Genomic DNA, 17,708 nt, shown 5'->3' on the forward strand with positions numbered 1-17,708 from the left:
CGTCCCTACTGGATACATTAAACTATAAATACAGATAAGAAATCCGAAACGGGTGATCAAATGGAATACCTAGCAGAAAACCTCATATATGGCATAGAATGCAGCATGGACAAGTTCACCAAAACAGAGGAAGAATTGGCCCATTATATTCTGCAGCGCCCTGAAGAAGTAAGTCAGTTAACGATCAGTCAAATAGCTAAAAAGCTTCATATTTCACCTGCAACCATTACGCGTTTCTGCCAGAAATTAGCCTTTTCTGGGTTTAATGAGTTCAGGCATGAGTTAAAAAGGTTCGTGGATCTCCGAAATACGCCGAAAAACATGAAGAACATCAAGCAGGTGGATTATTTCGCTAAACTGTATCAAGATCACTTAGGTATCATTGATAATACCTTTCATATAACGACATATGACAATATCCAAAAAGCTGTCTCTTTCCTTACAAAGGCAAATAAGATTCATGTATATGGAATAGGGAGTTCTGGTATAGCGGCCCAGGAGTTCAAGTCCAAGTTCTTTCGTATCGGCTTAACTGTCGAAGCCATTACAGACCCCCATCAGTCCATGATGGATGCAGCTTTAAGTAACGAGAATAGTGTTGTCATCGGCATTTCCATTTCCGGAACGACGAAAGAAGTGATTTCTGCAGTTAAAATCGCAAAGAAGCAAGGCGCATGCATCTTGGTCTTTACTGGAGATAAGAATTCCGAGCTCTCCCAGCTTGGCGATCTAACACTATTGGTCACAAGCAAAAACAGCATGCATATGGGACAAAACATTTCTCCATTGCTTCCGCTCCTATTGCTTTTTGATTTATTATATACAGAGTTGGTAGCTAAAGATTATAAAAACCGGATAAGCATCAGGGAAAAGACTTTAAAGGTATTAACCGAGACCGACTGACTTTTGGCACTGAAAGTTATCAGTTTGCTTGTTTAGCTGAACCTGAGCGATAGTTCTTTTCGTTATTCTTCATAAAAAAACTGCATCTCCAATTGGGGTGCAGTTCACTTTTATTCCTTTTAAACTAAATTCCTTATTACTGGCATGGAACGTTCTTGAAGGCTCTCGGAAAGAAGACTATACGCAACTACTTTATTCTTGTACTGTTTGACTACGTCCACATGGTCGTTGTACATGTACACATATAACCTAACATCGTTTTTTCCTCTTTTTACATCAATTATAATGGGAGTCCCGCTGTTCTCTGGATGTAAAAACAATTTCTCGTTCCCGGGAAATATATGATTTTTTTTCAAAAACTTAGCTTCGTTAAAATAATTAAGCACTTGAATTTTACCTTCACCTTCCAAACGCTTTCCATCAAAGGTCACGATTGCATCCGCGTCACTAATTTCAGAATGTATTTTAAATTTACTCATAATCCAATTCACGGCATCGGTTGGAAGACAGGTAACTAATAATTTAAGCAAACTTAAGATAATTGTCAAAATCAATACAGGCCATGTCATATTTGATCATCTCCGCTATTATTTAATGATTCATCTATATATTTTTCATCCATAATTATGTCGAAAGGATTGTTCACTCAGCTTACAAAGGTGATTGTTTCAAGGTATCGATCAGATTCTTTTCGTTCAAATTTTTGCCACATTTGTGAACGAATTCACATTTTTATACAAATAGAGTATGTCTTATGAATCAAGGCAATATTTCCATTCATTTTGATAGACTATTATAATAATCATTCACGGTATCTTAGGCTGATTTTATTACGAAGTAGATGATGCCTACAGTTAATACTAGGGCGAGACCGATATAAATATAACTAAGGTTCAACAAATTCCCTCTCGTTGCTGCAGAATAATCACTATCACTCTTCCCAGTTAATGAAAGGGTGCCAACCAGGGCAACTATACTAATGGCCACTACTGCTATTACACTTACCGTCATGAATCAACGCCTCCTAATATTATTATCTATTTCCTTGAACCATTTAAAATCCTTCCGATTCTCATCGTATTTCGCAGTGTAACTACATAAAGAGATCGCAAAATTACAGGTAGATCGCTCTTTGTGTTTACTGAGTAAATATATTAGTAAAACCCTTCCCCTCTATAATAAAAGAACAACCATTTTTAGGACCATCCAATCAAGTAAAATTTCCACCATCCACTTGTTGAATTCTCTCGTTAATATCCATAGAAAAGCGCAAAGCGCCACTGAAGAAATCGCTAAGATACCGCGGATTGCAGGAACTCATGCCTAACTTGTATCCTCAACTCCTCGGGTATGGTTACAACTTTTAGATGTTGATTTCCACTTCAGGCACTCGCTTTGATGAGGCTTGGCAGACAGTCGGCGGAAAGGGAGCGGATTTCTGAAATCAACACTTTTTAATAAAAAAAAGCTGCAGGCAAACTGAGTTTTCATCAAGTTTGTCTACAGTCTGGAATCATATGATTATAAACTTTTTACCGCCTCTGCAAACCTTTTGATGCCTTCGTGAATGGAATCCTCATTTTCCCTTCCAAATGTAAAGCGTACGTATTCCTTATTTGTACCTAGAGTTGAACCCGGAACATATATGACTCCTCTTTTGATGGATTCCTCCAGTAACTTTATTTGGTTCAATGGCACTTTCAGCTTACACCACAAATGAATTCCGCCATTTGGCGAATAATAATCAACTTTTTTTGGCAGGAATTGTTGAAGACTCGAAACCATTGCATCCCTTCTTTTTTCCAGTTGCCCCCTTAAGCCGGCAAGATGGGCAGGAAAATACTCTGAATCCAAAAAATCATTCGCTATCCATTGAGTGAATGAGCCATGACCGAAGTCAACCTGCTGCTTAGCATCCGATAGTCTATCTATGACTGATTTCGGTCCAATGATCCATCCAATTCTTAAACCGGAAGCAACAATTTTTGACAAAGAGCTTATGTATAAAACATTTCCGTTGTTGTCCATCGATTTAAGAGTGGAAATTTCTTCCCCGGCAAAGGAAGTTAAACTATAAGGATCGTCTTCTATGACCGGTATTCCATATTCGGATGAAAGCTCAAGAATCCTTTTACGGCGGTTGATATGAAGGACAGTTCCTGTAGGGTTTTGAAATATAGGGTTCAAAAAAATCATCCTGATCCGATGTTTTTTATGTAGTTCCAGTAAATCCTCTGGGTTGATGCCATCTTTATCAACCGGCAAAGGAAAGGTTCTTAGTCCCGCGGATTGAAAGATGGGAAGGTTGTAACTATATGATGGATCTTCCAATACAACGGCATCCCCTGGCTTTAACAAGCATTGGACCACCAGATGCAGGGCTTGCTGTGCACCAGAAGTAATGAGTATAGAAGATGGATCCGTGTCAATTCTCCTATACTGTTTAACATGATTGGCTATCGTTTCCCTTAAATTCGCATTGCCTTGAGGGTGATCATAACCTAAGCTACCAATGAAGGACCTATTGGAAATGATTTCACGTAAGGATTGGACTGGGAATAAGTCTTCTGAAAGCTCCCCGCTAGCTAAGTTAATAAGGTTATGCCCTTCCGTCTCTTTACGTATTTTTTGGGTTACTGGCATATTGGGCAAAAAAGAACCCGCTTCAATATATCTATTCCAGCTAGGGATACGTTTTCGGGTAATTCCCCAGATATCCTTGCTGATCATCGTTCCGCTTCCTTTTTTTCGTTCTACCAGCCCATTTGCTTCCAATTCATCATAAGCCGCAACAACTGTGCTTCTGTTAACTCCCAGTTCACTTGCCAGGAAGCGTTCAGACGGTAACGGCTTATCCACTAGGAAGGTTCCATCAGCAATGCCACTCTCGATGTAAGCGGCTATTTGTTTATATAAAGGCTTCTTGGATTTTCTGTCCATTTTCCATTCCATAAGCTACATCCTTTAAAATGTTTAGTTAACAGCGTACTGCATTAATAACTTTATCTACTTATTCATTCAGTATAATCTTCAGCAGAGATTATTGCACTCTGCCATACTACAATATAAAAACGAAAGCCTCCATTCCTTAAATCAAATGGAGGTTTTCGTTTCATCTTCTTCAACTATGCAGACTCCCCTTCAGCCAAGGGCGATTCAGATAGTGTCCGATCGGGATTTGAATCAGGCTCGTTTTCCTTTGCGGACCGTCTATCTTATAAAGTTCATCACACATATTCACATCAAAGCCGAGCAGCGGGTGCCCATTCATTCCAAGGGCTGACGACGCCAGCAGTAATTTCTGAACGAGCATCCCCGCCTCCATTTGCTGGATGCGGTATCCTCTATATCCAAGTTGCGTTTTGGAATGGTCCCGCTCACCAACTACATGTATGCAGATCGGCACTTGCTGAAAATTCATGATATCGAGGGACATTCCGTATTGCAATAGGAGCCGGTGATCTCCTGGGTGTATCTGCCGTAATGAATGTGTCATGCTGTCATAATGGTAGGCACCATCTTGTATGTCTTCCACATTATATAAACAAGCATAGAGGGAAACGCGATTTCCTTTGTTTCCGTATGTTCCATCCAAGTCATTTTGATAGGAGAACGAAGCGGTTGCCTCCTGCAGGAGAGCGGCGAGTTGCGATTGACTGACTTTCCCGAGTATAAAGTCCATTTCAGGTGAAAATCGCTTCCGGCAAACTGATGCCAAGTCATAGGACAACCGCTTCACGATAGGAAGGGCTACAATTTTCCCTTCTGATTCCGTCCCATTCTTTGGATGGATCCGCCGGAATGTTTGGGTGGATTCGATCATGGATGCTTCATTCATTTTAGTCAGCATCGGAAATTCCCTGATCCTTTGCGACCGAACATAGTGTTCAGGCTGAATTCCCTTCAATTCCAGCAATAATTCCGTCGAAGTGACAGGTCGATCCATACTCCTTTCTTCCCTAAATCTCCAAGAAGGCTCTGATGATAAGGGGATCGCCGCATACGTGCTCTCTTCCTCCTCCGAAAGCCCGAGCAGATGATTGATGGCCCGATCAAGGAATTGGAAGCACACCCCGGCAGCGATTCCAAAGCGTTTCGCCACTTCGAGCAACTGTCCAAGAAGCACGCCTGCATCAAGACCTTGCAGACGGTATGAAAAGTTATTATATTTATAGAAGTTTTTCCAAAACATCGTCGATACGAAAACCGTGCCAAAGCAAGAGGACATATCAATGGTTCCACCAAGAGCCTTTGTTACATATGAATCGAAATTCCCTTCCCGCAGCAAAACCAGCCGGTGGTGTGCCGCATCATAATGGTATACGCCAGCAGGTAATCCCTCGATCTTCAAATATACGTATAATTCGCTTGGATACAAAGCTCCCCCTGATGGCGGAAAACGCCGGAATGACTGCATGAGGTCCTCAGATTCCGAGGATCTCGGTACCTGACTGACTTGGGTCAGGCCATAGGCATACCAGAGGAAATGACCGATTCCTTCGAGGTCCTGCTTTGAAGGCCCGCTCTCCCCCTCGAGCGTCAGCGGCACCTCCAGTGATAGTGGATAAACAGGCAAGTCACGGTAAAGCTTATACGTTAACGGTGCATCATCCCAATCCACTTCCCAATTTGGCGGACTTGCCTTTTCAATATCAAAATGTAAATTGTGCAAAAATGCCTCTAGACTCATCCTCCAACCTCCTACGTCACCGCTTATGGAAAAGGATGCGGATGCGGATTGAGCTGTTCGAAATCAAGCGGCCGTTCAGCATATCCAAGTTCCATCGGAACCCTCAGTATTCTCTCAAGGCCCGTTATGCGGGTAAGATGATGGCCGAATGTCATCGGCAGCATCCCCGGGATCAGGACTTTCACGCAATGTAATCCATTCCGTGCAATTTCCGGTGTCGTCTGATCCACCACAATCACCTCGAGTTGCAATCGGCGAAACGCCTGAAGGATTTCCTGCAAATCCTCCGTCAAGTCCGGATGGTTCGCCTTTTCCCCGTATTCTTCAGCGAAAGTTCGCATCGGGCGGTCATCATCCAGCAGAAACTGCAGTCGCTCTTCAGCTTGGGGTAAACCGTACAGCATGCCATGATCATCCATTTTCCGTACCAGTGAGGAATCCTGCAGCATTTTCTCAACCTCATCCCGGTTCTCTTCCAATTTATCGTCAAGTGTCAGCATCATGCCGGCCAACTCGAAGACTGCGCTTTTCACAGCCCGGACCGGGTCGAGATGGGCCCCTGCCGCACAGATGATATTCAATCCTTTTTGTTTCCTGTTTTTCGCCAGCGCCCATACGCTCGGTATACCATGTTCCATTGTCGCATTAAACAAATGGATATCATATCCCGCTGCCGCCCTCGCCCTGTCAATCATCAGCTCAAGTTCTTTGTCATTTGCAGAATAAGGGTCAAGGCGTGTGAGCGGCAGCTGCGCATACCAGGTCAGCAGGAACGAATCACGTTCGACCACTTCCATGATGCCGTAGAAAATGGCCTCCTCCAAACTTCCCCCTAAAGCACAGCCATTGGAAGTTTCATAGACAAATCCATGACCGCAGCCCAAGCTGTAATAGGAAAGCAACTCCGGGACCAAGATCGGCCTCTCTTGCAAGAATGAGTGGCCCCATACCCAATCTATCGAGCGGTCAGGATTAAATGGTTGAAACGGGAAATCATGCTGTGCGTAATTTTCCTTCGAGTGCACCCCGATCCTGGTGGGATCGAGCGCAGAATCTTTCAGGTTGTTGTAGCTGTCATGTATGACTGTCCGTTTACCGCGGGGCTCCATTCCGCAATACCTTTCCAATCCCTCCAATATGGCCGTCATCTCACTGACCGCATATGAGAGAGTCCGGCCAGCCGCCCCCTCATCTCCTATGAACAAAGGCAAATTAACACTTACATCGGCAAATGGCGGCACAAGGTCTATCATTTTATTATTCAGGAATCCTGTGCGGTGGTCCAAGTAATCCTTGGCCAGCACTTCATTCAGCTCATCCATTGAACGGGTTCGGTAACTGTCGGGATTGATTTTCGGACTTGGCTGCAACGAAATCCTAGCACGCTCCTTCGAGTCATCAGGTAATGTTGAGCAAACCGGACACAATGGATCTGGTAAAAAGGAGTGCCACGAACCATTCAGCGTTTTCAGGCTGATTAAAGATACATGCCCCTCCGAACGGGCGCGCTCTCCTTTCATCACCTTCCTCACCTCTGCACAAATCAAGTGGGCCATCTGTAAAAGGCCAGTACGGGATGCCACCGGATCACGCTCCATCCCCCCATTTTCCTCCAGCTGCTGGCGGATTCCCCACATTTCTTTTCGATCACGCCCGGCCATGAGGTACCTTTGGTCCGCACACTGTGAGCAGCCAGGAACACCCGGGCGCACCAACGGCCCTACCACTCCCTCTCCAAATGATACGAACCCCCGCAGCCATGGAATTCCCGCTTGCCCTATCACTTCTTCTGCCTTTACATGGACAGCGGGATTCCAAGCATCTTGCAGCAGAAGGACCATCGCCGTGGTTTGCGGGATTCCTGCCTCGAAATCGGTTTGGCGATTCACCTGATATTGGCCGGACAGGTCCCCATGAACATGGTCGGCCAACACTCCTACCCCGACAACCAATACGTCAGTTTTCACCCTGATTCCTCCTCTCGCAAAACACCCCGAACACTCCTGCCATTCCTTCCTTCAATAGAGGTTCCAGATTTAATTCGAAAACACAGATTCGCTTACTGTTCTTCTTCAAGACTTGAATGGCGGACTGTACTAGTTCGGAATTCCCTTTCACCCCGCATGAAGGAATCACAAGATTCACCTTTTCTTCCTCAAGAACAGGCGATGCCACTAAACCAGGAGCTGTGAGGCAAACGGTCTGGTTTTGGACTTTCATGACAGCCTTTTGCAACGCGTTCCGTAATGCGATCGTTACATTCAAACCGACAGCCCCGGACCAGCCATCGCTCGTTCCTGCCCAAACTACCGGGAAACCGGACACTTCCTCACCCAACGCGATGATCGGATCTCCCTGCAGCCGGGTCAGCGCTTGTAAATAATACCTGCAGCGCTCATCTTCCACTTGAGACAACTGCACCGTCACAAGTTTCTCCTGGTTGAATCGCTTATTTAAAAACTCTGTATCCAAACTGCTTTGCAGTCCACGGCAAACACATTCAGCAAATGTTTCCCCTGCTCCGACACCGATCGATTCCTTTATTTCGTCTGCTCCCTGAAGTTTCGGAAGAGTCGCCACGAGCTGGCTAAGTGTTCGGGATGCATATGCTTCAACTCCTGCAAGACCGGTTTCCCTCCTCGCTTCCTCATGCGTCAGATCTGAACGGATGATTTCGGGCAGGAGTCCGGCCGGACCGGACGATAGCGGATCAACAACCTGAACGCGGCATTGAGCCAGCGGCAGCTGTTTTAAATCCCCCTCATCCCATCTATGAAAGATTCCGGATTCCGAGGAAGTCAAACGGCTGAAGTACATAAACACCTTCCCCGGATCACCCGGGTCCGCTTTTTGTTCGAGCCGCCGTTCAAAATCTTCAATCCATGCAGCAGTCCCTTTTCCCGTCACCCCCAGGTGGGGAATGAACGGATGCCATTTTCCCTCCAATGTATCCATATCCAACAGATAAAATTGATTGGCTTGTTCTGCTGTCGTAACGCCTGCAGCCTCTTTAAACCATTCGAATACCATTATATTGGCTAACATCGCTCCGGCTGTGGCGGAAATGGAAGATGGTTCCTGATTCTTTTCCAGCTCAGCTTGATGTAAACGATGCCACGCTGACTCCCAGCATCCCTTTGAATCCGGATGGACAAACGGACCAGCCATGCCTACTTGATTGATGATCAACGCAGGAAACAGGATCTTTTCCCCTTGCCTGCAAACCGAATGAAGTTCTCTTAATTCCTCTATATCACCCTCCTGTGATACATATAAGATCGAGTCAAAAGGCCGTACGATCTCCTGCCATTCAATCCCTGCTCCCTTTTCAAGCACGACCTCCTCTATGGCAACCTCGTCGTCCGTCTTACGCGCATGTGCCACGATCTCATTCAACCTTTTTCTATTGGTCGGTATCGTGTCCGTAATGAAGATATGGAATGTGGGCAATCCGGATTCAATCAGCGAGGACACCAATGAAAGGAACAAGGGGCCAGAGCCTATAGCCAACGCCTTTTGCTTTCGATAAGTTTCAAAACGGTAAGCCCCAGAATCGCCGCAGCTTTCCAGGAACTCGATTTGCGAAGCATACCTTTCAAGAACTTGATTCCTTAATTGATGGGGACTGTCCTGACTTACATCCCGAACAAACCCATTACCGTACAGAACCTCGGCAATTTCCATCACCCTGTTCCGGTATGGGTCAGGCAATCCATCCGTCAACTCGCTTAATGTATGGTTCCCGTTGAACATCGGCAATAACTTTTCAATCCACTGGACGATCGAGCTGCCCTCCATACGGAACGAACTTATGTTATTCCTGAAATACACTCCTCTGTTTGGTTCCGGAAGAAAAAACGTATCCCTTTTCACTTTCAAACGCATAGAAGGGGTCAAATTCACCATTCCGCTCCTCCTAACCCGAAGCATTCTAAGTTCTGCTTCATCACTTCACTATCATCCTATGTACGACAATTTGTCTCTTATGTCTAATGCCATAAAGAAAAGTCCCTACTGCACCGCAGGGACTTTTCTTTAGAAGACCTGAAACCTTAACCGCCGCAACGTCCGCAACGACCGCCGCACCCTCCGCAACGTCCGCATCCACCACAGCGTCCACAGCGTCCACAGCGACCGCCGCAACCAAAGCAACCGAAGCACAAGAAACAGCCAAAACAACCAAAGCAACCGCCCACACCAATGAATTGCCGAGACGAATCATCCAAATTGTACTGGTTTTGCTCCCAAGGAACTGGCTGAGTCACCTGGAAATCATCTACATTCAGGTTTTGCAATTGATTTTGAAATTCATACATTTTATATAACCTCCGTTTATTATTTATAAGGTAGAGTTTAGATTAGAAAGGGAAGCCAGAACGAAATGGTCAGGGAATTAACACCACGTCAAGTATTCCCTCCAACAAAATATGTAAAGGGAGTGGGTATTGCTACTGATTAAAAGGCCCATTTCACATTAAAAGACCAATGAAAAAACAGAAAACCGGAAGGGTAAACACCCTTCCGGTTTTCATGATCGCCTCTTAAATTAGCATTTTCGTTTTCCTTATGTATAGCTCTTTCAATCGAAGTCACGTTAGTTCTGCAGTTGTTCATAACGATTCCAGTTGACCGTTTTTTCCAGCACGATTGATATCAATACTCCCATTATGAGCCCATTCGTCAAAAAGGGCTGTAATAGCGCGGGCAGGTTCGAAAATGCATTAGGCAGGATATTCATCAAACTCACGCCAATCAATACTGGTACGGCAAGCCTGAATATCGTGTCTGAAGTGAAATGCTGACCCTTGACGCTGTTGAAAGCCGTACCGAACAGCTGAAGGTAAGCAACGAACAATACTGCATTCCCGACTGTTATCGGCATCGTGGCCAGGAAAGAGATGAAAGGGGGAATGAGCCCGATTATGGTCAATAACATCCCTCCAAGCAAGAAGGGCCTCCGCTCATAGATTTGAGTGCTCTGCAAAAATCCGATCGATGAAGTAAAGGGTGTATACGGAACAAGGCCAAGCAACGGAGCGAAAATGGTAAATCCGCCAGTCATGAATAAAGAATTTCGATACTGCTTGTGTTCAGCTTTATCACCGATTAATTCCGATGCAGCCTGAATGGATGCGAACGTGTTGCACAAATTCAGCAATCCTGCAAAAAAGGAAATCGCTATTATCCCGAATTGAAGGTTTGGAGCACCTAATGGGAAAAATGAAAAAGCGGCACCCGTCGATCCCATTTCTCCCCCGGCCTCCGGAAATAGCAGCTCGTAAAAAATCCATCCCACTATAATCCCGATCAATATGGAGAAATTGCTTATCGTCCTTGGTCCTTTTATTTTTAATATACTAACTAGAAGTACAATCCCCACTGATAGGAAACTGACCGGGATGTTAATTTCCCCATTCTCCGTAATCCCCAGCATCCCCTTAAAAAAGACAAAAATGAGCTGGAACGTCAGAAGGAATAAATAAACCGTCATGACCATGGGAGTGAAAATCTTCTGGACATGAGAAATCAGGTTGAAGGCAGAAATAATGAGGGTCACGACACCAGCGGCAATGAGGCCAGTAGCAATTCCCCCTCCTATCTCAGCATAACCGAGCCCTATGGATGGTGCAGATAACCCTAAATTCAGCATCACTCCCCACAATAGACCGGAGTGCCCTTCCATAAGCGGATACTTATGTCCCTTCCACCCCTGAAACACGCAAGCGATCCCGGTGAAAATGAGCGAGCTTCTCATGGTCATTTCCGTAACATTGGGAGGAAGATCAAAAGCTGCGCCAATCGATATGGGTACAACTACCGTATTTGCAAAAATAAAAAACAACCATTGAAAAGAAGAAAATAGAGTCACAGAAGATCTCCAACTTTTCATAGATTCCATCTCCTTTGAACATGATACTTTTGAAGCTCATGGTGAATTTCTATTGTCCTTCCCTTGAAAAAGGCGATAGGACATCACCATGTTAATAAACGCGGTCCCGGATGGTCCGCTGCTGCATTGCTGGACACATAATTTATGTCGCTGGACCTTTGCATGCGCATGAGTAATGATAACGTTCCCATTAATAGTAACAAAGACTGCGGCTCCCCGCTAATTTGTTGGCTTGATTAAGGTTGCAAGGCCGGCAAGCAAAAGCGGGACATTTTATGATATAAAGACATGCGAGGGCAACCCATATAGCCCCAAAAATCACTTCCACAGCATATAACATATGTAAATAAAAGTACACGGAAGCCGCCAAAAACGAAAAAGGAAATCCGGAAATATCCAGAAATCCTTTTTTGGTTCAGTCCTACCGTTCAATGGACTGCTTTTGTTTATATAGTGAACCGGAAACCAAGTTCCCCTTGTAAATGACCGCTTTACGTTCCGAACGCCTGGCAACTGCCTCTGCAGAACAGCTTGCGTCAATTAACACCAGACTTCCGGCATCCCCAACTTTCGGCCATACCTGGTTACCCTTATCATCCAATGGGGTTTTTCCGCCAGTTATATATCCGAGTGTCCGGGAAAGCGAGACTTCATCAATCCATTTGAAACGTTCTGCGAGCCTTCCTGCCCTCTCCAAGATGTCACCATTCCCGAGAGGTGACCATACATCAAAGATATTATCATTTCCTACTGATACTTCAACCCCTCTTTCATGTAATAAATCAACAGGGGGCATCTGCCTGTTGATCGGGACACTGGTGACGATGGAAATCCCCGCCTCCCTAAGAATGTCAGCCAGTTCATAGGCTTCTTCCCTGGATACGTCCCCGATACCGAACGCATGGCTTAATGCCACCCTTCCTTCCCAGCCCGCTTGCTTGGTCAGAGCTGCCAAACGTTTCATGGTGAACGTGCCCAGATGGCCGGGATCATGTAAATGCAAGTCCACAGCAGCATTCGCTTCCACTGCTAAATCCATCAATTGTACGAGCGATGCTTCAATATTGTTATCGACTGTGGCTGGATCCACCGCCCCGACGATTCCTGCTCCGTTTCGCAATGCCTCCCTGACAAGCTTGACAGAGCCGGACCGCAACAAACCGTGCTGCGCAAATGCGACGATTTCTGAACTGAGTCGATTGGAATAGCCAGCAAGCGCCTGCTGAACTTGCTCTAAGTTTTGCAAGCCCGCTTCCGGATAGATATCAACATGAGTCCGTATATGTGCAGAGCCAGAAGCTAACAGGATTTCCAGTAAAGATTCTGCACGTTTACATGTGCTTGTTGCAATGGAAGGCAGAACCCTCTTCTCATTTTCAAAGCGTTCAATGACACTTGAAGAAGGAGTGCACGCTCTCCAAACATCCCCCATCAGTGTCTTATCAAGATGGACATGCTTTTCAATGAAGGATGGTAACGCCAGCAATCCTTTTGCATCTTCCACTGGTAAATCATCACGTATGGCATCCCCATCTTTGACAATCTTCGTGATCCTGCCATCCTCCATCAACAGATGAAATAACCCGGTGATCGTTCCTGTAACTCTTTCATTCTCTTTCCGATAACCACATTCCAAACGAACATTCTTTAACCAATAGATTCTATTCATGATCTTCATCCCTTCTTGAACTAGATCTTCAATTCGACTTCAAGGCAGATTCGCGATCAAGTCCGCCGTAAACCAGGTTTCCATCGACCATGACCGCAGCCCGCGTCGATCTCCTGGCAACTGCTTCGGCAGCACATGATGCATCCACAAAAACCATACTTGCATCATTTCCCACTTTCGGCCATAAACGATTTCCCTCATGGTCCAATGTCTTGACTCCGCCCGTAATGAATTGGAGCGATTGAGACAATGCATACTCGTCCTTCCAGTTGTACCTCTCAGCCAATCGGCCTGCCTTTTCCAGCATATCCCCAGTACCGAATGGGGACCAGGAGTCGTAAAAGCCATCGCACCCGAGAGCAACATGGACACCTTTCTCATGCAGTGAATCAATCGGGGGCATGACCCGGTTGATCGGAACTGTAGACATGATCGCTATCCCCAGGTTTGATAATTCACTGGCCATTTCATTCGATTCTCCTATTGAAACATCACCAAGTGCAAAAGCATGACTGATGGCCGCTCTGTTCTTCCACCCTGCTTCATCGATCAAAGAAGCCAGTTTTTTGATCGTATATAAACCAAGATGACCGGGATCATGTATATGAATATCAATATCTGCATCAAATTCAACAGCCAAATCTACCATTTCATACAGGGAAGCTTCTATATTATTATCCACCCCTCCAGGATCAAGGCCGCCCACCAAGGACGCCCCTTCTTTCATCGCTTGTCTCATCAACCCTTTTGAATTCGTTCTTAGCAGGCCATGTTGCGGGAAAGCCACGATCTCGTATGTCATTTTCCCTTTGAAACGATATAGGGCACGTTGAATCTCTTCCAAGTTCTTCATTCCGATGTATGGATCGATATTTACATGCGTCCTTACATGCGTTGCCCCGCCGCTTAACAATAGTTGAAGCATCCGTTCAGCCCGGAGCTGTCCAGTTTCAGCCAGTTCTGCAAGCTCTTTTGCTTCTAATTTTAAGCGTTCGATTAAGTTCGGAACCGGAGTGCATGATTTCCAGGGCAGTCCTAAATAAGTCTTGTCGAGATGGTTATGCATCTCTTTAAAAGGAGGAAGTGCAAGCAGCTTTCTCGCGTCGTGAACAGGACCATCCGTTTTCAAAGGCATAGTTGAAGCCAATTGCAAATCCTCTATGATCCCATTTTTTATATACATGTTGTATGTAGCTGTTTTCGTCCGATCAATTCTTTCATTCTCAAAAACAAATCCACTATCAAGCGTAACGTTTGTAAGCCAGTATGCTTCATTCATCCAATCACTCTCTTTATTAGAAGATTAAACACCTGTCGTCTCAAAAGATGAAATGGATCCGCTAACAACATTGCCCCTGAAGATGACAGCGGTACGCTTCGCCCTTCTAGCCACCGCTTCCGCTGAACAGCTGGCTTCAAGCAAAACGATATTCGCCTCATCCCCGACATTAGGCCATGCCTTGCCCCCGTCTTGGTTTAATGGAGTCTTCCCTCCTGTTATGAATTGCAGGCTTTTCGCTAAGGAACGTTCATCAATCATGCGAAACCTCTCTGCAAGGCGACCGGCCTTTTCCAGATTGTCCCCGATGCCAAAGGGTGTCCAATGATCAGTGATGCTGTCATTACCCAATTCCACTTTCACTCCTTTTTCATGAAGCAGGGGGATGGGGATCGTTCTGAAGATGGGCACTGTGGATGTAATCGATATTCCTGTTTCCGAAAACCTTTCGGCTATGCCCGTAGCCTCAGGGACTGAAAGATCTGCCAAACCGCTGGCGTGGCTAACCGTGACCCTTCCTTGCCAGCCTGCGTCTTCCGTCATTGAAGCAAGTCGCTGCATGGTGAAGAGACCAAGGTGATCCGGATCATGTAAATGGACATCGATATCGGAATTGGATTCAACCGCGATATCCATGATCGTTTCAAGTGACCGCTCTATGTTTTCATCAATGGTGGCGGGGTCCACGCCTCCTACCAGATTCGCCCCATTCTTCATGGCCTCCCTTATTAACCGAACGGAATCGCTGCGTAAAAGTCCATGCTGTGGGAATGCGACGATTTCATATGTCAATTTATCCTTATAGCCTTCCAGTGCCTGAATGGTCGCTTCCAAGTTCTTCAGTCCTATGACGGGGTCGATGTTGCAATGTGTGCGTATATGGGTAGATCCGAAGTTCAATAATAAATCGAGCATTTTCTCTGCTCTTACTTTAGCGGTAGGCAATAATTCGGGCAGCAAGACCTGCTCTTCCTCTATCCGGGTTTTCACGCCATTAATGGCAGGCATGCAAGCCTTCCACGGACCGCCATAGTACGTTTTATCAATGTGGATATGCATTTCCTTAAACGAGGGGACCATCAGGAGACCGTGAACATCATGCTGCGGATCCTGATCCGTTATCGATTCCTTTGCCGATAAAATGGAAGAAATTTTCCCACTTTCAATCTTGATGTGGTAATTGCCGGTTTCAGTGCCGGTGATCGTTTCATTTTCATTATAAGTAAAACCATTTTCCAAGCGGACATTCGTTAACCAATACGATTGAGACATTACACTCACCCTTTCATTCCAGATTGACTATGCATCACTTTCATTATAGTTTTAAAGATCAACAAATAATTTCAGTATTTTTACTCGTTTTTATGTTATTTTTACTTATTGTGCCAAAGAAAAAGGCTCACCCTAATGGATGAACCCTTTCAGACTGTAGACAACTCGATGAAAACTCAGTTTGCCTGCAGTTTTTTATTTAAAAAGTTCAATTGATTGAAGAGATCCGCTCCCTTTCTTTTATAGACGTTGATTTCCACTTCAGGCGCTCGCTTTCCGCCTTCGGGGTCTCGGCCAGCCAGTAATTCGGCAGGAGTGTCGCAAATCTCTTCAATCTAATGAGGATTACAAGAAAAAATCATTCTTCGGACTCCGAACCCCTTTCCTCTACAAACTGTATCACTTGATCGTTACGTCATTTATCTCCAGGTAGCCTGAAGGGCTGATTGAAAATCCTTTTACTTCTTTGGCGACTGCAGCAACATTTTCTATGACCCTTACAGGAATGTACGGGGTGTCAGCCATTTCGATTTCCTGTGCCTCTGCGTATAGTTCTTTGCGTTTCCCTTCTTCTTTTTCCTTCCTGGCCGCATCTATTAAACGATCAACCTTTTGATTGCTGTAAAAGAATGTGTTACCTGCCGCTCCCTGTGATTCCGTATGAAACAGATTATATTGATTATAATCAGCATCCCCGGTTGCGTTTCTCCAACTGATGATGAACATTTCCGATTGTCCTTTATTCACTTGTTCCACGAATGAACCGTACTCCATGACCTGTACTTTCAAATTAATCCCGATCCCTTTCAGTTGGGATTGCAGGACCTCAGCCAAGTTGACTCTTTCTTTACTGTCCATTGTCAGGATGGTCGCATCCAAGCCTTTTGAATATCCAGCTTCGGCCATCAGTTTCTTTGCTTCCTTTAAGTTGTAATCATAGGCTTCGAGATCTTCGTTGTACCCGAATACTTTAGAGCCCATCAAAGAGTTCGCCTTTACTCCCACATTATTGAAGACACCCTTGATAATCGAGTCCATCTCAATGGCATGGGCAATGGCTTTACGGACCCTTAGATCATTGAACGGCTCATTATTGACATTGAACCCTAAATATTCGGTACCATACCCTTCACTGCGGTAAACATCCATTGACGGTGATGATTCCACCTGGTCCATGACCGCTACAGGAAGCGGCTCGGCGATATGCGCTTCACCGGTTTCTATCATCGATATCCTCGTGGAGTCTTCCGGGACGACCTTGAAGATGACCTTGTCCACTTTTGGCTCGTCTCCCCAATAGCTGTCGTTTTTCGTCAATGTGATTTCCTGGCCTGGGGACCATGAATCAAAAGCGAAAGGACCGGTTCCATTCGGTTCCTGGATAATCTTTTTGCCGTACTTTTCAATCGTTTTCGGACTGATGATTCCGCCTTCGTGATTCGCCAATATGGAAAGGAGAGGGGAAAAAGGTTCCTTCAGGATGAATTGCACGGTAAATTCATCAACAGGTTTCACCTCTTTCACCATATCGAATACTACCGCTCTGGGAGAAGCGACCACCGGATCTAATAGTCGATCAAACGTCTTCTTTACTGCGTCTGCATTAAATGGTGTGCCATCATGGAACTTTACATCTTCCCTAAGCTTGAATTCCCAGGTCGTGTCATTTATTTGCTTCCATTTTTCTGCTAGCATTGGCTGTATCTCACTATTCTCATCCCGCTGTACAAGACCTTCATAGATTTTATGATGAGTGACGCTAGCGGCGTTAATCGTGGACATGAACTGCTGATCCAAGTTCTCAGCATCGGATAGGCGGGCAATGACCAATGTACCCCCTCCGTTTGATGCTTTGTTCGGATCACTTTCTGTTGTGCTTACGTCATTGTTAGAAGAACAGCCTGTAATGATGATAGCCATGATCATGACTAGAAAAAGCTTTCCTGCCCCACGTTTTACCCCCATGGTCTTCTACCTCCCGATTTCATTTTTCGAACATTTATCT

The 17,708-nt window shown here is 45.3% G+C and carries 13 protein-coding genes; 1 reads left to right on the plus strand and 12 read right to left on the minus strand.

What is annotated here, in order from left to right:
- Positions 1-60: 60 nt before the first annotated feature.
- Positions 61-903 (plus strand): MurR/RpiR family transcriptional regulator, encoded by an 843-nt coding sequence (locus ACZ9AO_RS21620; RefSeq protein ID WP_053537367.1) that lies wholly within the window; start codon positions 61-63, stop codon positions 901-903.
- Between the two features lie 119 nt (positions 904-1,022).
- On the opposite strand, the gene ACZ9AO_RS21625 is transcribed toward ACZ9AO_RS21620, so the two are convergent.
- From ACZ9AO_RS21625 to ACZ9AO_RS21680, 12 genes are all read right to left on the minus strand, one after another.
- The gene (locus ACZ9AO_RS21625) at positions 1,023-1,472 is read right to left on the minus strand and encodes a YfmQ family protein (protein ID WP_476110352.1); all 450 of its coding nucleotides are present in this window, start codon (positions 1,470-1,472) and stop codon (positions 1,023-1,025) included.
- A 247-nt stretch (positions 1,473-1,719) separates the two neighbouring features.
- Positions 1,720-1,914, minus strand: coding sequence for a hypothetical protein (locus tag ACZ9AO_RS21630; protein WP_048687505.1), 195 nt, complete (start codon positions 1,912-1,914; stop codon positions 1,720-1,722).
- A 510-nt stretch (positions 1,915-2,424) separates the two neighbouring features.
- The gene (gene pdxR / locus ACZ9AO_RS21635; RefSeq protein WP_476110354.1) at positions 2,425-3,855 is read right to left on the minus strand and encodes a MocR-like pyridoxine biosynthesis transcription factor PdxR; all 1,431 of its coding nucleotides are present in this window, start codon (positions 3,853-3,855) and stop codon (positions 2,425-2,427) included.
- Positions 3,856-4,024: 169 nt separating this feature from the next.
- Positions 4,025-5,593 (minus strand): SagB family peptide dehydrogenase, encoded by a 1,569-nt coding sequence (locus ACZ9AO_RS21640; RefSeq protein ID WP_476110356.1) that lies wholly within the window; start codon positions 5,591-5,593, stop codon positions 4,025-4,027.
- 23 nt (positions 5,594-5,616) lie between these two features.
- Entirely contained in the window at positions 5,617-7,560 is a 1,944-nt protein-coding gene (locus tag ACZ9AO_RS21645) for a TOMM precursor leader peptide-binding protein (RefSeq protein WP_251542367.1), read from the minus strand.
- Entirely contained in the window at positions 7,550-9,499 is a 1,950-nt protein-coding gene (locus ACZ9AO_RS21650) for a putative thiazole-containing bacteriocin maturation protein (protein WP_476110359.1), read from the minus strand. Before ACZ9AO_RS21650 ends, ACZ9AO_RS21645 begins: the two co-directional genes overlap by 11 nt.
- A 146-nt stretch (positions 9,500-9,645) precedes the next feature.
- Complete coding sequence (locus tag ACZ9AO_RS21655) at positions 9,646-9,909, minus strand: heterocycloanthracin/sonorensin family bacteriocin (RefSeq protein WP_082196509.1); 264 nt, start codon at positions 9,907-9,909, stop codon at positions 9,646-9,648.
- Between the two features lie 278 nt (positions 9,910-10,187).
- A complete protein-coding gene (locus ACZ9AO_RS21660) occupies positions 10,188-11,483 on the minus strand; it encodes a uracil/xanthine transporter (RefSeq protein WP_251542370.1) in 1,296 nt (431 codons plus the stop codon).
- Positions 11,484-11,904: 421 nt separating this feature from the next.
- A complete protein-coding gene (locus ACZ9AO_RS21665; RefSeq protein ID WP_251542371.1) occupies positions 11,905-13,152 on the minus strand; it encodes an amidohydrolase in 1,248 nt (415 codons plus the stop codon).
- A gap of 28 nt (positions 13,153-13,180) precedes the next feature.
- Positions 13,181-14,431 (minus strand): amidohydrolase family protein, encoded by a 1,251-nt coding sequence (locus tag ACZ9AO_RS21670; protein WP_476110361.1) that lies wholly within the window; start codon positions 14,429-14,431, stop codon positions 13,181-13,183.
- A 24-nt stretch (positions 14,432-14,455) separates the two neighbouring features.
- On the minus strand, positions 14,456-15,703 hold the full coding sequence (locus ACZ9AO_RS21675) for an amidohydrolase family protein (protein ID WP_476110363.1): 1,248 nt from the start codon (positions 15,701-15,703) through the stop codon (positions 14,456-14,458).
- A gap of 399 nt (positions 15,704-16,102) precedes the next feature.
- Positions 16,103-17,668, minus strand: coding sequence for a glutathione ABC transporter substrate-binding protein (locus tag ACZ9AO_RS21680; RefSeq protein WP_476110364.1), 1,566 nt, complete (start codon positions 17,666-17,668; stop codon positions 16,103-16,105).
- Positions 17,669-17,708: the final 40 nt, after the last annotated feature.

The organism is Peribacillus sp. TE19612 (assembly GCF_056279465.1).